Genomic DNA, 14846 nt, shown 5'->3' on the forward strand with positions numbered 1-14846 from the left:
GTTGCGGCCCGTTCGCGACACAAGGCCGCTCCTACACCAGTAATCCTTCAACGCTTGTTCAAACCTTTGGCCAACCGATCCCCGCCCAGCTGGATCACCGCCACCAATGCCACCAGCATCACGATCACGGTCAGCATGATCTGGCTGTCGAAGCGCTGGTATCCGTACCGATAAGCAATATCTCCCAGGCCCCCGGCGCCGATCGCCCCGGCCATGGCCGAGGAGTTGATCAGCGTCACCAGGGTGATGGTGAAGCCGCCGACGATGCCCGGCAGGGCCTCGGGCAACAGTACGTGCCAGACGATGTGCCAGCGCCGGCAGCCCATGGCCTGGGCGGCTTCGATCAGGCCGTGGTCGACCTCGCGCAGGCTGACCTCGGCGATCCGTGCGAAGAACGGCGTGGCGGCGATGGTCAGCGGCACCACGGCCGCCCACACGCCATAGGTAGTGCCGACCACCAGGCGGGTGAAGGGGATCAGCGCGACCATCAGGATCAGGAACGGGATCGAGCGGAACAGGTTGACGATGGCGCCCAGCACCCGGTTCAGCGCCGGGGCCTCGAAGATCCCGCCCTTGTCGCTGGTGACCAGCAGCACCGCCATCGGCACCCCGACGAGCAGCGCGACCAGCGAGGACACGCCGACCATCAGCAGGGTGTCGAGCAGGCCTTGCAGCAGGCGATCAATCCACATGGCCGAGTACCTCCACATCCGCGGCCCAGCGGCGGGCGCGCTCGAGCAATTGGTGGGTGTCCAATGGCGAGCCGCGCACGGACAGGATCAACTGTCCCAGGGCCTGCTCGCCGATGGTCTCGACGCCGCCCTGGAGCAGCCGCACGCGCCCGCCCAAGTCGTTGAACAGGGTGCTCAGCTCCGGCTCGCCGACCAGGTCGAGCCTGAGCACCACGGCCGCGTCGCGGCTGACCGGCTGGGCGCGCAGGCTGGCCTGCAAGGCTGCCGGCAGCTTGGTCTGCAGCGGTGCGAGCAGGGTGCGGGTGACGTCGTGGCGCGGCGCGCCGAACACCTGCCAGACCTCGCCCTGCTCGACGATCTCGCCACGTTCGAGCACCACCACGCGCTGGCAGATGTCGCGGATCACCGCCATCTCGTGGGTGATCAGCACCACGGTCAGGCCCAGGCGCCGGTTGATGTCGCGCAGCAGTTCGAGGATCGAGGCGGTGGTTTCCGGGTCCAGCGCCGAGGTGGCCTCGTCGCACAGTAGGATCTCGGGGTCATGCACCAGCGCCCGGGCGATGCCGACGCGCTGCTGCTGCCCGCCGGACAGCTGCGCCGGGTAGACATGATGTTTCTCCGCCAGGCCGACCAGCTCCAGCAGCTCACGCACCTTGCGCTGGCGCTCGGCCTTGGCCACCCCGGCCACCTTCAGCGGCAGCTCGACGTTCTGCCACACGGTCTTGGCCGACATCAGGTTGAAGTGCTGGAAGATCATGCCGATGCGCCGGCGCAGGGCCACCAGGCGGTCCTCGTCGAACGGCGCGATATCCACCTGGTCGATCAGCACCCGGCCCTGGCTGGGTTGCTCCAGGCGGTTGATGGTGCGCAGCAGCGAGGACTTGCCGGCGCCGCTGCGGCCGATGATGCCGAAGATCTCGCCCCGGCGGATGTTCAGGTCGATGCCTTGCAGCGCCGGCTGGCCCTGGCCCGGATAGGTCTTGCCCAGGCCAATGAAGCGGATGTGCGCCTGGTTCACCTCCGGGCGCAGGGCGGTTTCCTCGGCCTTGAACGGTTCGGCTGGCGGGACGGGCGCCCTGAGGGCGCTGGCCTGGGCCATGTCAGCCTTCCCAGCCGGCCTGGTAGAGCTTGCCATGGGCCTTGTCCAGGGCGGCGCGCACGACCGGCGAATGTTGGTAGATATCGATGAACTTGGCCAGGCGCGGGTCGTTCTTCTCCTGCGGGCGGATGACGAACTGGATCACGTACTCCTTGTTCTCCAGGCCGTCGAACAGCAGCGCCGAGGTGGCGTCGAAGCTGTTGGCCAGGCGGATGTAGGCCGGGTAGCCCTGGACCAGGTCGGCGTCGTCATAGGCGCGCACCAGTTGCACGGCTTCGACCTGGAGAATCCGGATCTTCTTCGGGTTGGCGACGATGTCGTCCTCGGTGGCCTTGTAGCCCACGCCGGGCTTGAGGGTGATCAGCCCGGCCTTGGCCAGCAATTGCAGGCCACGGCCACTGTTGATCGGGTCGTTGGCGATGGCCACGCTGGCGCCCTCGGGCAGCTCGGCGAAGCTTTTGTACTTCTTCGAGTAGAGGCCGACGTTGTTGATGATCCCCGGTGCGTAGGGCACCAGGTCGAAGCCGGCGGCGGCCTTGGCGTTTTCCAGGAACGGGATGTGCTGGAAGTAGTTCACGTCGATATCGCCGCTGTTGAGGCTGACGTTGGGCGCGATCCAGTCGCTGAACTCGATCAGCTTCACTTCCAGGCCTTGTTTATGGGCCTCCTCCACCGCCGCCTCCAGGGGGATGGCGAAGGCGGCGGTGGTGCCGATCTTCAGCGGTTCGGCGGCCAAGGCGGCGGACAGGCCGAGGCCCAGGGCAATGGCCGCGACGGGCCGGAACAGTTTCTCAAGCATGGTGCAGGGCTCCAGTCGGGGCAGGGTCGGGGGTGTTGCGGTAGCGGGCGCCGGGGTGTCCGGCGGGCAGGCGCGGCTCGCTGCTGGCGAACAGCTTCTCGCGCAGGGTGCCCTCGGCGTAGGCGGTCTTGTAGCGACCGCGGCGTTGCAGGGCGGGGACCACCAGCTCGATGAAGTCCTCATAGCTTTCCGGGGTGACGGTGCGGGTCAGGTTGAAGCCGTCCAGGCCGGTTTCGTCGATCCAGGCGATCAGTTGCTCGGCCACCTGCTCGGCGTCGCCGACCAGGGTCACGTAGCGACCGCCCAGGGCGTGCTGTTCGAGCAGGCGGCGGCGGGTCCAGGCGCTTTCCTGCAACTGGCGGGTGGCGGACTGGATGGCGTTGCCCTTGGCGAATCCGATGGGCTCGTCCAGTTCGTAGCGGGAGAAGTCGATACCGGTGGAGCTGGCGAAGTGCGCGACCCCGGCCTCGGCGCTGGCGTAGCGCAGGTACTCGGCGTGCTTGGCCTGTGCCTGTGCCTCGGTCGGCGCGACGATCACAGTGATGCCCATGAACACCTTGACCGCCTGTGGGTCGCGTCCGGCCGCCTTGGCCGCGGCGCGCACCTTGTCGACCTGGGCGCGGGTGGCGGCCTTGTCCTGGCCGCTGATGAACACGCACTCGGCGTGGTTGCCGGCGAAGGCCAGCCCGCGCGGCGAGCTGCCGGCCTGGAACAGCACCGGGGTGCGCTGCGGCGAAGGCTCGCACAGGTGGTAGCCCTCGACCTTGTAGAACTCGCCGTGGTGCTCGACCTTGCGCACCTTGTCGGGGCGGGCATAGACCCGCTGCTCGCGGTCGGCGACCACGGCATCGTCGGCCCAGCTGCCTTCAAGCAGCTTGTACAGCACCTGCAGGTACTCGTCGGCCTGGTCGTAGCGGCGGTCGTGCTCGGGTTGCTGCTCCAGGCCCATGGCCCGGGCGGCGCTGTCGAGGTAGCCGGTGACGATGTTCCAGCCGACCCGGCCATTGCTCAGGTGGTCGAGGGTGGAAAGGCGCCGGGCGAACAGGTAGGGCGCCTCGTAGGTCAGGTTGGCGGTGAGGCCGAAGCCCAGGTGCCTGGTCACCGCCGCCATGGCCGAGACCAGCAGCAGCGGGTCGTTGACCGGCAGCTGGATCGACTCCTTGAGCGTCACGTCGACCGACTGGCCGTAGACGTCGTAGGTGCCGACGATGTCGGCGATGAATAGCCCGTCGAACAGCCCGCGTTCGAGCAGGCGGGCCAGGTCGGTCCAGTACTCGAGGGTCTTGTAGCGCGTGGAGGTGTCCCGCGGGTGGGTCCACAGGCCGTGGTTGATGTGCCCGATGCAGTTCATGTTGAAGGCATTGAGCAGGATCTGCTTCGCCATCAGATGGTCCCCCGGCGCGGCGGCTTCTCGTCGTTGAGGTAGTAGTTGCCGATGGCGTGGTACTTCCAGCGTACCGGGTCGTGCAGGGTGTGCACCCGGGCGTTGCGCCAGTGGCGGTCGAGATTGTGCTCGGCCAGGGTGGCCTGGCTACCGGCCAGCTCGAACAGCGTGGTGCCAGCGGCCAGGGAGATCTCGGTGCTGATCGCCCGGGCCTCGGCCACGGCGATGGAGGCGGCGGCCAGGGTCTCGGCGTTGCTGTCGGCCTGGGCGATGTCGAGGATTTCCCCGGCCCGTTCGAGCAGCGCCTCGGTGGCGTGCAGGCGGATTGCCAGGTGGCCGAAGCTCTTCAGGGTCAGCGGGTCGTCGCTGGCCTTGTCGAGGCCGGAGTCGATCCATGGCCGGCTGCGGGTGCGCACGAAGTGCAGGGCATCCTCGTAGGCGGCGCGGGCGATGCCGGTGTCGATGGCGGCATGGAGGATCTGCGCCAGCGGGCCGACCGTGGTCGGGCGTTCGAAGGCGCTCTGGAACGGCACCACGTCCTCGGCGCGGACCGCCACGTGGTTGAACACCACCGAGCCGCTGCCGGTGGTGCGCTGGCCGAAGCCGCTCCAGTCGTCGATCACCTCGATGCCCTGGCTGTCGGCGGGCACGAAGGCCAGGTGCGACACATCCTGCTCGTCGATCACCAGGGTCGGGATGCGCTGGGCGTAGATCGCGCCGGTGCAATAGAACTTGCGGCCGTCGATACGGTAGTGGTCGCCGTCGCGGCTCAGGCGGGTGGTGCGCTCGTGGGCGTTCTTGGTGCCGAGCTCGGCCAGGGCGTTGCCGAAGCGCCGGCCAGCGAGGACCTCGGCGTAGAGGCGTTTTTGCTGTTCTGGGCTGCCGTTCACCCGCAGCACTTCCAGGGCGTAGAAATGGTTCTGCGGAATCTGCCCAAGCGAGGCGTCGGCCTGGGCGATACGGGCGATGACCTTGGCCAGGGTGACGTTGGACACTCCGGCGCCGCCGAAGGCCTTGGGCACGCTGATGCCCCAAAGGCCGGACTGCACGAAGCGTTCGAGTTCGGCATGGGGCAGGCGGCGCTCGCGGTCGCGCAGGGCGCTGTCCTGGCGCAGGTGTTGGGCGAGTTCGTCGGCGACGGCCAGGGCCTGGGCGTCGGTGGTGATGATGGATGCAGTCATTGTGCTCTCCAGGTCCCATCGCGAAGCACGCCCGCCCCCACGGCTGTGCGTGGGAGCGGGCTTGTCCCGCGATGGGCCGATATCAGATCCAGGAATGGCGGGCAGGCAGGGTGCCGTTGAGGTGGTAGGCGCCGACGGCGTGGTACTTCCAGCGCACCGGGTCGTGCAGGGTGTGCACCCGGGCGTTGCGCCAATGCCGGTCGAGGTTGAACTCGGCCAGGCTGGCGCGACTGCCGGCCAGCTCGAACAGCTTCTCGCTGGCTTGCAGCGAGATCTCGGTGGTGAGCACCTTGGCTTCGGCCACGGCAATCGAGGCACGGGCCGCGGCGGCAGCATCGATCACGCCGGCGTTCACCTCGTCGAGCACCTTGGCGGCCTTGCGCAGCAGGGCTTCGGCGGCGTGCAGTTCGAGCTTCAGGCGACCGATGTCGGCGATCACATAGGGATCGTCGCTGTTGCGTTCGACCTTGGCTTCGATCCACGGCCGAGACTTCTCCCGGACGAACTGGATCGTGTCCTCGATGGCCGCTTCGGCGATGCCGGCGTCGATGGCCGCCTGGATCAGCTGCGAGGCGGCGCCCTGGATGCTGGGCTCCTCACGCAGGCGCCAGTTGTCCACCACCAGGTCGGCGTCCACCGGCACCTGGTCGAGCAGCACGGTGCCGCTGGCGGTGGTGCGCTGGCCGAAGCCGGACCAGTCGTCGACGATGCGCAGCCCCGGGCTGCCGCGACGGACGAACGCCAGGCGCTGGCGGCCATCGTCGTCCAGCGCCTTGACCGCCACCCAGTGGGCGTACAGGGCGCCGGTGGAATAGAACTTCTCGCCGCTGATGCGATAGCCGTCGCCATCACGGGTAAGGCGCGCCTTGAGCGTCAGGGTGTCCTTGGTCCCGCGCTCGGGGCCGGCATTGCCGATGCGCCAGCCGTCGAGCACCGAGCGGAAGATCAGTTCCTGCTGGGCTTGGGTGGCAGTCAGGCGAACCAGTTGCAGGATGCCGAACTGGTTCTGCGGAATCTGCCCCAGCGCCGGGTCGGCGGCACTGATCAGGCGGAACACTTCGGCGATGGTGGCGAAGGAAACCTCGGGGCCGCCGAAGGCCTTGGGCACGCTGATGCTGCCCAGGCCGCTGCGGGTGAACTGTTCGATCTCGGCCCAGGGCAGCTTGCGCTGCTGGTCACGTTTGGCGGCCTGCTGGCGGGCCACCTCGGCCAGTTCGCGGGCGGCCTGCAGGGCCTCTTCGTCGTTGCGCAACACCGTGGCCGGCAGCAGCAGCGGCGAGCTGTCGAGATCGCTGTGGAATCGGGTAGTTGGTTGGCTGGACATCAGTACCGCTCCTTGGCTGCACTCAATGCCCTGGCGTTATGCACTGGGGTGATTGTGATCCTGACCATTCCTAACCTCACAAAGTTGAAAGCGTCGCCTCAGCTGATGGCGACAGACGTTTGCTGGTCCGGTGGTCCGGTCGATATACCCTATTCGTTTAGAAAAAGTTTATGAACTACCGTTTAGGAATATGGATAGAAGAACTGCAGGGTCGGCCCTGTCGCCGGCAAGCCGGCTCCCATGAAAACGGCGCAAAACTGTGGGAGCCGGCTTGCCGGCGATGAGGCCAGAGCGGTCAGCGCGGGATCGTCACCACCAGCTTGCCCACCGCCTGGCGCTGCGCCAGGCGCTCGATTGCCGCGCCACCCTCGGCCAGTGCAAAGGTCTGCGACACCAGGGGCTTCAACTTGCCTTCGGCGTGCCAGGCGAACAGCTGGCGGAAGTTGGCCGCGTTGTCTTCCGGCTGGCGCTGGGCGAAAGCGCCCCAGAACACCCCGAGTACCGCCGCGCCCTTGAGCAGGGTCAGGTTCACCGGCAGTTGCGGGATCGTGCCGCTTGCAAAGCCCACCACCAGCAACCGCCCGTTCCACGCCAACCCGCGCACGGCCTGGTCGAACAGCGCGCCGCCGACCGGGTCGTAGATCACGTCCACGCCCTGGCCGCCGGTCAGGCGCTTGATCTCGTCCTTGAGGCTGGCCTGGCTGTAGTCGATCAGTTCGTCGGCTCCGGCCGCCTGGGCGATCGCCAGCTTCTCGGCGCTGCTGGCTGCGGCGATCACCCGCGCGCCCAGGGCCTTGCCGATCTCCACCGCGGCCAGCCCCACGCCGCCCGAGGCACCGAGCACCAGCAGGGTTTCGCCGGCCTTGAGCTGGCCGCGCTGGGTCAGGGCGTGCATCGAGGTGCCGTAGGTCATGCCGAACGCGGCGGCGGTGGTGAAGTCCATGCCCGCCGGGATCGGCAGCACGTTGTAGAACGGCACCGCCACCTGCTCGGCGAAGGCGCCCCAGCCGGTCAGGGCCATGACCCGGTCGCCGACCTTGAACGCGCCGGCCTTCTCGCCGACCGCGGCCACCACGCCGGCCGCCTCGCCACCCGGGGCGAACGGCAGCGGCGGCTGGAACTGGTACTTGCCCTCGATGATCAGGGTGTCGGGGAAGTTGACCCCGGCGGCGTGCATGTCGAGGAGGATCTCGTTCTTCTTCGGCGCGGGGCTGGCGACCTCTTCCAGGACCAGGTCCCGCGCCGGGCCCAGGGCTTTGCACAACAAGGCTTTCATCAGGGCTATTCCTTTGCGTGTGGTGGCCGATAAGTGTAGGAGGGCCGTCCCGAGGGTCAACGAGCATGGCCGGCCCTGATGAGCCGGCATAAGCCCGGGCTTGGGTTTGGCCGGCGCGCTGGGTAAGCTGGCGCCAACTGTATTGAGGAGCGAATTCGTGAAAGCGTGGATCTTGATGGTGCTGGCCCTGATGCTGCCAGTGGCGGCGATGGCCGAGGAAAAGGAAGGCGAGCCCAAGGTCGCCTACATCAGCCTCAGCCCGCCCTTCGTCGGCAACTACGCCCTCGACGGCGGCCCCAAGCTGCGCGTGTACAAGGCCGACGTCGCCCTGCGCGTGACCGGCGATGCCGCCGCCACCGCGGTCAAGCACCACGAACCGCTGATCCGCAACCAGCTGGTGGCGCTGTTCACCCAGCAGGGCGTGGACAACATGAGCAACGTCGAGGCCAAGGAAAAACTGCGCCAGGAAGCCCTGAAGCAGGTGCAGCAGGTGATGGAGTCCGAAGAGGGCAAGCCGATCGTCGAGGACCTGCTGTTCAACAACCTGATCGTGCAGTGATCAGGCGGCGAGGCTGCGGCGAAAGCGCGCCAGGGCCACGCCGAAGAACACCAGGCCGATCGCGGCCAGGGCCGCCACATCCGGCCACACTACGTTCAGCCCGGCGTCGCGGAACAGGATCGCCGCGCCGAGGCTGACGAAGTGGGTCGAGGGCGAGCCCTGCATGACCCACTGCAGCCATTGCGGCATGCTGTCCAGCGGCGTGCTGCCCCCCGAGAGCAGCAGCATCGGGATGATCACCGGGATCGCCAGCAGGCCGAACTGCGGCGTCGAGCGCGCCAGGGTGGCGAGGAAGATGCCCAGCGCCGTGCTGGCGAACAGGTACAGCGCGGTCACCCCGAGGAACAGCCCCATGGAGCCCGCCAGCGGCACGCCCAGGGCGCCCTTGACCACCACTTCCAGCGAAATCCAGGTACAGGCCACCACCACCAGGGCGTTGCTGGCGATCTTCGCCAGCATGATTTCCAGCGCCGTCAGCGGCAGCACCAGCAGGTGATCGAGGGTGCCGTGCTCACGCTCGCGCAGCAGCGCGGTGCCGGTGAGGACGATGGCCAGGATGGTGATGTTGTTGACGATCTGGATCACCGCCAGGAACCAGCCGCCTTCCAGGTTGGGGTTGAACAGGGCTTTCGGGTTGAGCAGGGCCGGGCTGCTGGTGCCGCGGCCTGCATACTCCAGCAGTTCGCGTTCGAAGATCCGGCCGATGTAGCCGGCTCCCATGAAGGCCTGGCTCATGGCCGTGGCATCGACGTTGACCTGCAGCTCCGGCGAGCGCCCGGCCAGCAGGTCGGCCTGGAAGTTCACCGGCACGTTGATCACGAAGGTGTAGCGCCCGCTGTCCATGGCCTGGTCCAGCCGATTTGCCGGTAGCGCCACGGCGGGCTGGAACTCGGGCGGCTGCAGCGACTCGGCGAGCTTGCGCGAGACGGCGCCGTGGTCTTCGTCGACCACCGCGACACTGGCGTTGTGCACGCCGATCACCGAGCCGGCTGCGGGCATGTAGATCGCCACGCTGAAGGCGTACACCAGGAACAGCAGCAACACGCTGTCGTGGCGCAGGCTGGTGAGTTCCTTCAGGCCCAGGCGCAGGGTGTGGGAGAGGCGGCTCATCTCAGGCCTCCTGTTTTTTCAGCATGGCCAGGCTCAGCCCGGTGAAGGCGGCGAAGAAGCCCAGCAGTGCCAGGCACTGCGGCCACAGCTCGCGCAGGCCCAGGGCCTTGGTGAAGGTGCCGACGGCGATGTCGAGGAAGTAGCCGGCCGGGAACAGCTGGCCCATCAGCGCCGCCGCGCCGTCCAGCGACGAGCGCGGCACGATCAGGCCGGAGAACTGGATGGTCGGCAGGCTGGTGATGATCATGGTGCCGAGGATCGCCGCGATCTGCGTGCGGGTGAACGCCGAGATCAGCAGGCCCAGGCTGGTGGTCGCCAGCAGGTAGGCCAGGCCGCCGCAGGCCAGGGCCAGCGGGCTGCCCTTGAGCGGCACGCCGAACAGCCAGCGGTTCATTGCCACCAGCAGCGCCAGGTTGACCAGGCTTACCGCGAGGTAGGGCACCTGCTTGCCGAGCAGGAATTCCAGGCGGGTCAGGGGCGTTGCGTAGAAGTTGGTGATCGAGCCCAGTTCCTTTTCCCGGACGATGCCCAGCGCAGTGAGCATGGCCGGGATGAAGGCCAGGATCAGCGCCATGACGCCGGGGCCGATGGCGTTCACGCTGACCACATCCTGGTTGTAGCGAAAGCGCGTTTCCAGGCGTACCGGCTGCTGGCGCGCCACCGGGTGCGGGCCGAGGGCGGCCAACTGCTCCAGGTTGGCCTGGTGCACGGCTTCGACATAGTTGCGGCTGGTCTCGGCGCGGAACGGCATGCCGCCATCGAGCCAGGCGGCCACCACCGGCTGGCGACCGGCATGCAGGTCGCGACCGAAGCCCGGCGGGATTTCCAGGGCCAGCTTGATTTCCGAGCGTTGCAGACGCTGGTGCAACTGACGGGCATCGCGGATCGGCGCCTGTTCGGCGAAATAGCGCGAGCCACGGAAGGCCTCGAGGTAGGCGCGGCTCTGCGGGCTCTGGTCCTGGTCATACACGGCGAAGGCGAGATTCTCCACATCCAGCGAGATGCCGTAGCCAAAGATCACCATCATGAACAGCGCGCCAAGCAGGGCGAAGGCCAGGCGTACCTTGTCGCGCAGCAGTTCCTTGCCTTCGCGGCTGGCCACCGCCAGCAGGCGGCGCAGGCTGAAGGCCTGGCGCAAGGCGGGCGTCGGGGCGGTAGCCTGTTCCAGCCCTGTATCGGCCTGCGCCTGGACGGGCGCGTCCTGGGCCTGTTCGAGGCAGCGCACGAAGGCGTCTTCCAGGGTCTCGCCGCCGAACTGGCGCTGCAGGGCCTGCGGGGTGTCGCAGGCCAGCACCCGGCCGGCGTGCATCAGCGAGATGCGGTCGCAGCGCAGGGCCTCGTTCATGAAGTGGGTGGACAGGAAGATGGTCACGCCCTGCTCGCGGGACAACTCAACCAGCAGGCGCCAGAAGTCGTCGCGGGCCGCCGGATCGACGCCCGAGGTCGGCTCGTCGAGGATCAGCACTTCCGGGCGGTGCAGCACCGCCACGGCCAGCGACAGGCGCTGGCGCAGGCCCAGGGGCAGGGCGCCGGACGGCTGGTCGGCAATGGCGCCTAAGTCGAAGCGTTCGATGAGTTCTGCGATGCGCGGCGCGCTGTCGGCCTTGGCCAGGTCGAACAGGCGGGCGTGCAGTTCGAGGTTCTGTCGGGCGCTCAGCTCGCCATACAGCGAATAGCTCTGGGACATGAAACCGACCCGCTTGCGCGTGGCCAGGTCGCCGGCATCCACCGGTCGGCCAAGCAGGCTGGCGCTGCCCTCGCTGGCCGGCATCAGGCCGGTGAGCACCTTCATGGTGGTGGTCTTGCCGCAGCCGTTGGAGCCAAGGAAACCGAAGATTTCGCCGCGGCCGATGGCAAAGCTGACCTTGTTCACCGCGGTGAAGTCGCCGAAGCGCAGGGTCAGGTCGTGGGCCTCGATAGCGATCGGCCCGCCATCGGCCTGGCGTGGCGGGATGCGCAGGGGCTCGGGCTGTGGTCGGCCGGCGCCCTGGAAGTGGGTGAAGGCGTCGTCCAGCTTGCCGCTGGGCGTAACCGCCGCCAGTTCGCGGCTGAGGCCGGCGGCCAGCAGGCGGCCAGCGTCGAGCATCAGGCAGTGCTCGAACTGCTCGGCTTCCTCCATGTAGGCGGTGGCCACCAGCAGGGTCAGTTGCGGGCGCTGGGCGCGCACCTGCTCGACCAGTTCCCAGAAGCGCCGCCGTGACAGCGGATCGACGCCGGTGGTCGGCTCGTCGAGGATCAGCAGGTCCGGTTCGTGGATCAGCGCGCAGCACAACCCGAGCTTCTGCTTCATGCCGCCCGAGAGCTTGCCGGCCGGGCGCTCGGCGAAGCGCTCCAGGTCGGTGGCGCGCAGCAGGCTGGTCATGCGTTGCTCGCATTCGGCGCGGCCCAGGCCGAACAGGGTGGCGAAGAAACGGATGTTCTCGCGGATCGACAGCTCCGGGTACAGGTTGTTGCCCAGGCCCTGGGGCATGAAGGCGACCTTGGGATACAGCGCGGTGCGGTGGCGGCGCTGGCGGATCGAGCCACCGAGCACCTGCAGCTCGCCCTGTTGCAGACGCTTGACCCCGGCGATCAGCCCGAGCAGGGTCGACTTGCCGGCGCCATCCGGGCCAATCAGGCCGCAGCGGGTTCCGGCCGGCAGGCTGAACGCGAGGCTGTGCAGGGCCTGCAGGTCGCCATAGCGGTGGCTGACACCCTCGGCCCGCAGGGCGATCGCCGCGTTCATTGCAGGTTGGCCGGCCAGCCCACGTCGGCGGTGCGCACGTACCCGGCGCCGGGCATGCCCGGTTTGGCCTGGGGCACGGCGCTCGGTTCGGTCAGGCGCAGCTTGACCCTGAACACCAGCTTCTGCCGCTCATCACGGGTCTCGACCTGTTTCGGGGTGAACTGCGCCTTGGCCGCGACGAATGCCACCTTGGCCGGCAGGGCCTTGTCGGGTAGGGCGTCGAGCACGATCCGCGCCTGGTCGCCCACGGTCAACCGGCCGGTGGTGGCGGCGGGCAGGTAGAGGTTCATGTACTGGTCGCTGGGGTCGATCAGCATCAGCACCCGGCCACCGGCGCCGAGCACTTCGCCGGGTTCGGCCAGGCGCAGCTGGATGATGCCGTCGATGGGCGCGCGCAGACTGCTGTCGTCGATCTCGCTGGTGAGCTGGGCGACCTGGGCCTCGGCGGCGCCGATGGCGGCCTTGATCGCAGCCAGCTGGGCCCGGGCCGCGACCACGGCTGCGGTGGCGGTGTCGTAGCGGGCCTGCTGCTGGTCGAGCAGCTGCTGGCTGGCAAACTTGCGCTGGTAGATCTCGCGTACCCGCTTGAGCTCCTGGCTGGCCAGCAACAGTTCGCTCTGGCGCAGCTGTACGCTGGCCTGGGCGGCGGCGTAGTTCTCGCGGGCGCGCAGCACTTCGGCCTCGGCCTGGCTGCGCTGGGCTTCCATCGTGCGGGTGTCGATGCGCGCCAGCAACTGGCCGCGGGTGACCTTGTCGCCTTCGTCGACCAGCACCTCGGCCAGGCGCCCGGGGATCTTGCTGGCGATTTGCACCTCGGTGGACTCAAGGCGCCCGTTGCCCATGCTCAGGCCTTCGGGCAGGCGGTCGTGGAGGGACTTCCAGTAGCCCAGCCCGCCTGCCGCCAGCAACAGCAATACCAGGGCGGAGGCGAAGATTCTGGGGGCTTTTCGATTCATCGGTCTGCATCCTGCGGCTAGCACGCCTTATCCTGGCGCGACGCGCTTCCTTGCGCGTTGATATTGGTCAAACCCCTGACAATAGCCGCACAATCAGCTCAGCGCGAGGATCGCCGCCCATTGTTCTGCGGTCACCGGCATCACCGACAGGCGGCTGCCCTTCTGCACCAGAGGCAGTTCCGCGAGCGCCGCCTGCTGCTTGAGCAGGCCCAGGCCGAGCACCTGGCGGAAGGTCTGCACGTGCTCGACGTCCACCGCGCTCCACGGGTTCTTCTCGGCGCTGGCCTTGGCGTCATGGTAGTGGCTGTGCGGATCCAGGGCGGTCGGGTCCGGGTAGGCGGCGCTGCTGATCCGGGCGATGCCGGCGATACCCGGTTGCGGGCAGCTGGAGTGGTAGAAGAAGAATTCGTCGCCGACGCTCATGGCCCGCAGGAAATTGCGCGCCTGGTAGTTGCGCACCCCGTCCCAGCGGGCGTTGCCCAGGCGTGCCAAGGCTTCGATGGAGAGCTCGTCGGGCTCGGATTTCATCAGCCAGTAGGCCATGGATGCTGCTCCTGAAAGAGTTTGAAATAACTCGTTGCATGAAACCGACAGTCGGTTGGCGTCAACGTTTGCCTGGCGACTCATGTTGTCGGAAAATGCGCCGATTTTAAGCTATACGCTCCGGCCGCCATCAAGAAAGCCGCCGAGCCTGGACAGTTGTTCTTGGGGGGCAATCAATGAAACAACGTAAACCGGACCTGCTCTGGATCCTGGCCTTCATCTTCGGGCTGGGCGTGGTCACCACCGGTTACGCGCAAGGCTTGTGGGAACGCAAGCTGGATGCCGCCTACCAGCAGGCGCCCGTCGATCCGGCGCAGCAACAGCATCGCTGACCCCTTCTCGCGCGCCTCACTTTGGCGCCAGGTACCAGCCACGGTCCGAGACCGTGCCTTGCAACGGTACATCCCAACTCGACTGGTTGAGTCGCTCCACTTTCTGGCATTCATGCGCCAGCCCCAGCAGTAACGGCTTTTTCCACGCCTTGCGCCGGCCCTGATAGGCCAGGCTGCGGTCATAGAAGCCACCGCCCATGCCCAGGCGCCCCCCCGCCTCGTCGAAACCGACCAGCGGCAGCAGGATCAGGTCCAGCGCCCAGATCGGCCGTTGGCGCTTGCGTTCGATCACCGGTTCCAGGATGCGAAACCGGTTGGGGCGCAGTGCCTCGCCGGCCTCGAAGCGCTGGAACACCATGCGCGTGCGCGGCCAGGCGTGTAGCACCGGCAGGTAGACGCGCTTGCCGCGCTTGTGCGCCTCGCGCAGCAGCAGGCGCGGGTCGATCTCGCCGTCGTTGGGCAGGTACAGGGCGATATGCCGGGCGCGGCGGAACAGCGGATCCTGCGCCAGTTGGCGATACAGGCCTTCGGCGGCCTGGCGCTGCTGGGCGGGCGTGAGGGCGCGGCGGGCGTTGCGCAGGAGGCGGCGAAGCTGGGGGCGGGTAAGCGGCGCGGTGTCGGTCATGGCACGGGCGATCCCAGAAGAAACGAAAAGCCCGCCGTTGGAGGCGGGCAGTTCTGAATGCAGGCTCCCCGACAAGACCGCTATCGGTGTAGCCCTTGAACCCGAAAGTTCAAGGTGGAGATTGCAGGGGGCGTTAAGGCTTTCCGTCGGGCGGACATGCACACCGGCCCCAGCGTGCAACCCCCGTGGTTGTGCGTATCGGCTCAGGGACATAACCGACTGGCGCATCCCCCAGGGAGTG

The 14846-nt window shown here is 67.7% G+C and carries 14 protein-coding genes and 1 other RNA gene; 2 read left to right on the plus strand and 13 right to left on the minus strand.

Annotated elements, in window-relative coordinates; genetic code table 11:
• Window positions 1-47: 47 nt before the first annotated feature.
• The 7 genes from V0R62_RS17080 to V0R62_RS17110 all read right to left on the minus strand — a co-directional run bounded on the left by V0R62_RS17080 (window position 48) and on the right by V0R62_RS17110 (window position 7755).
• Complete coding sequence (locus tag V0R62_RS17080; protein ID WP_125466000.1) at window positions 48-692, minus strand: methionine ABC transporter permease; 645 nt, start codon at window positions 690-692, stop codon at window positions 48-50.
• Window positions 682-1791 (minus strand): methionine ABC transporter ATP-binding protein, encoded by a 1110-nt coding sequence (locus V0R62_RS17085; RefSeq protein ID WP_330104568.1) that lies wholly within the window; start codon window positions 1789-1791, stop codon window positions 682-684. Before V0R62_RS17085 ends, V0R62_RS17080 begins: the two co-directional genes overlap by 11 nt.
• Before the next feature lies 1 nt (window position 1792).
• Window positions 1793-2590, minus strand: coding sequence for a MetQ/NlpA family ABC transporter substrate-binding protein (locus V0R62_RS17090; RefSeq protein WP_330104569.1), 798 nt, complete (start codon window positions 2588-2590; stop codon window positions 1793-1795).
• Window positions 2583-3974, minus strand: a complete 1392-nt coding sequence (locus V0R62_RS17095) for an LLM class flavin-dependent oxidoreductase (protein ID WP_050703314.1) — start codon at window positions 3972-3974, stop codon at window positions 2583-2585. The genes V0R62_RS17090 and V0R62_RS17095 overlap by 8 nt, the downstream gene beginning before the upstream one ends.
• On the minus strand, window positions 3974-5155 hold the full coding sequence (locus tag V0R62_RS17100; protein WP_330104570.1) for an SfnB family sulfur acquisition oxidoreductase: 1182 nt from the start codon (window positions 5153-5155) through the stop codon (window positions 3974-3976). The genes V0R62_RS17095 and V0R62_RS17100 overlap by 1 nt, the downstream gene beginning before the upstream one ends.
• An 82-nt stretch (window positions 5156-5237) precedes the next feature.
• Complete coding sequence (locus tag V0R62_RS17105; protein ID WP_186731842.1) at window positions 5238-6479, minus strand: SfnB family sulfur acquisition oxidoreductase; 1242 nt, start codon at window positions 6477-6479, stop codon at window positions 5238-5240.
• 295 nt (window positions 6480-6774) lie between these two features.
• Entirely contained in the window at window positions 6775-7755 is a 981-nt protein-coding gene (locus tag V0R62_RS17110; RefSeq protein WP_330104571.1) for an NADPH:quinone oxidoreductase family protein, read from the minus strand.
• Window positions 7756-7912: 157 nt separating this feature from the next.
• Between V0R62_RS17110 and V0R62_RS17115 the strand changes: the two genes are divergently transcribed.
• Window positions 7913-8314 carry a flagellar basal body-associated protein FliL gene (locus tag V0R62_RS17115; RefSeq protein WP_050703318.1) on the plus strand — a complete coding sequence of 134 codons (402 nt, stop codon included), beginning with the start codon at window positions 7913-7915 and terminating at the stop codon, window positions 8312-8314.
• Here the strand turns inward: V0R62_RS17115 and V0R62_RS17120 are convergent, their stop codons facing one another.
• From V0R62_RS17120 to V0R62_RS17135, 4 genes are all read right to left on the minus strand, one after another.
• A complete protein-coding gene (locus tag V0R62_RS17120) occupies window positions 8315-9424 on the minus strand; it encodes an ABC transporter permease (RefSeq protein WP_330104572.1) in 1110 nt (369 codons plus the stop codon). It abuts the gene before it with no gap.
• A gap of 1 nt (window position 9425) precedes the next feature.
• On the minus strand, window positions 9426-12149 hold the full coding sequence (gene rbbA / locus V0R62_RS17125; protein WP_330104573.1) for a ribosome-associated ATPase/putative transporter RbbA: 2724 nt from the start codon (window positions 12147-12149) through the stop codon (window positions 9426-9428).
• A complete protein-coding gene (locus V0R62_RS17130) occupies window positions 12146-13105 on the minus strand; it encodes an HlyD family secretion protein (RefSeq protein WP_050703321.1) in 960 nt (319 codons plus the stop codon). The genes rbbA and V0R62_RS17130 overlap by 4 nt, the downstream gene beginning before the upstream one ends.
• A gap of 93 nt (window positions 13106-13198) precedes the next feature.
• Window positions 13199-13648, minus strand: a complete 450-nt coding sequence (locus tag V0R62_RS17135; protein WP_330104574.1) for an EVE domain-containing protein — start codon at window positions 13646-13648, stop codon at window positions 13199-13201.
• Window positions 13649-13824: 176 nt separating this feature from the next.
• On the opposite strand from V0R62_RS17135, the gene V0R62_RS17140 reads away from it, so the two are divergent.
• Window positions 13825-13980, plus strand: coding sequence for a hypothetical protein (locus V0R62_RS17140; protein WP_011536298.1), 156 nt, complete (start codon window positions 13825-13827; stop codon window positions 13978-13980).
• 16 nt (window positions 13981-13996) lie between these two features.
• On the opposite strand, the gene V0R62_RS17145 is transcribed toward V0R62_RS17140, so the two are convergent.
• The gene (locus V0R62_RS17145; RefSeq protein WP_330104575.1) at window positions 13997-14605 is read right to left on the minus strand and encodes a 5-formyltetrahydrofolate cyclo-ligase; all 609 of its coding nucleotides are present in this window, start codon (window positions 14603-14605) and stop codon (window positions 13997-13999) included.
• Between the two features lie 61 nt (window positions 14606-14666).
• Window positions 14667-14846, minus strand: a non-coding RNA gene (gene ssrS, locus V0R62_RS17150) — 6S RNA.

This window comes from Pseudomonas carassii, from assembly GCF_036324045.1.
GTDB classification, from domain to species: domain Bacteria; phylum Pseudomonadota; class Gammaproteobacteria; order Pseudomonadales; family Pseudomonadaceae; genus Aquipseudomonas; species Aquipseudomonas peradeniyensis.

Excerpts from the sequence above, each read along its gene's own strand:
- V0R62_RS17080 (WP_125466000.1), bottom strand. The coding sequence starts at position 692 with ATGTGGATTGATCGCCTGCTGCAAGGCCTGCTCGACACCCTGCTGATG.
- V0R62_RS17085 (WP_330104568.1), bottom strand. The coding sequence starts at position 1,791 with ATGGCCCAGGCCAGCGCCCTCAGGGCGCCCGTCCCGCCAGCCGAACCG.
- V0R62_RS17090 (WP_330104569.1), bottom strand. The coding sequence starts at position 2,590 with ATGCTTGAGAAACTGTTCCGGCCCGTCGCGGCCATTGCCCTGGGCCTC.
- V0R62_RS17095 (WP_050703314.1), bottom strand. The coding sequence starts at position 3,974 with ATGGCGAAGCAGATCCTGCTCAATGCCTTCAACATGAACTGCATCGGG.
- V0R62_RS17100 (WP_330104570.1), bottom strand. The coding sequence starts at position 5,155 with ATGACTGCATCCATCATCACCACCGACGCCCAGGCCCTGGCCGTCGCC.
- V0R62_RS17105 (WP_186731842.1), bottom strand. The coding sequence starts at position 6,479 with ATGTCCAGCCAACCAACTACCCGATTCCACAGCGATCTCGACAGCTCG.
- V0R62_RS17110 (WP_330104571.1), bottom strand. The coding sequence starts at position 7,755 with ATGAAAGCCTTGTTGTGCAAAGCCCTGGGCCCGGCGCGGGACCTGGTC.
- V0R62_RS17120 (WP_330104572.1), bottom strand. The coding sequence starts at position 9,424 with ATGAGCCGCCTCTCCCACACCCTGCGCCTGGGCCTGAAGGAACTCACC.
- rbbA (WP_330104573.1), bottom strand. The coding sequence starts at position 12,149 with ATGAACGCGGCGATCGCCCTGCGGGCCGAGGGTGTCAGCCACCGCTAT.
- V0R62_RS17130 (WP_050703321.1), bottom strand. The coding sequence starts at position 13,105 with ATGAATCGAAAAGCCCCCAGAATCTTCGCCTCCGCCCTGGTATTGCTG.
- V0R62_RS17135 (WP_330104574.1), bottom strand. The coding sequence starts at position 13,648 with ATGGCCTACTGGCTGATGAAATCCGAGCCCGACGAGCTCTCCATCGAA.
- V0R62_RS17140 (WP_011536298.1), top strand. The coding sequence starts at position 13,825 with ATGAAACAACGTAAACCGGACCTGCTCTGGATCCTGGCCTTCATCTTC.
- V0R62_RS17145 (WP_330104575.1), bottom strand. The coding sequence starts at position 14,605 with ATGACCGACACCGCGCCGCTTACCCGCCCCCAGCTTCGCCGCCTCCTG.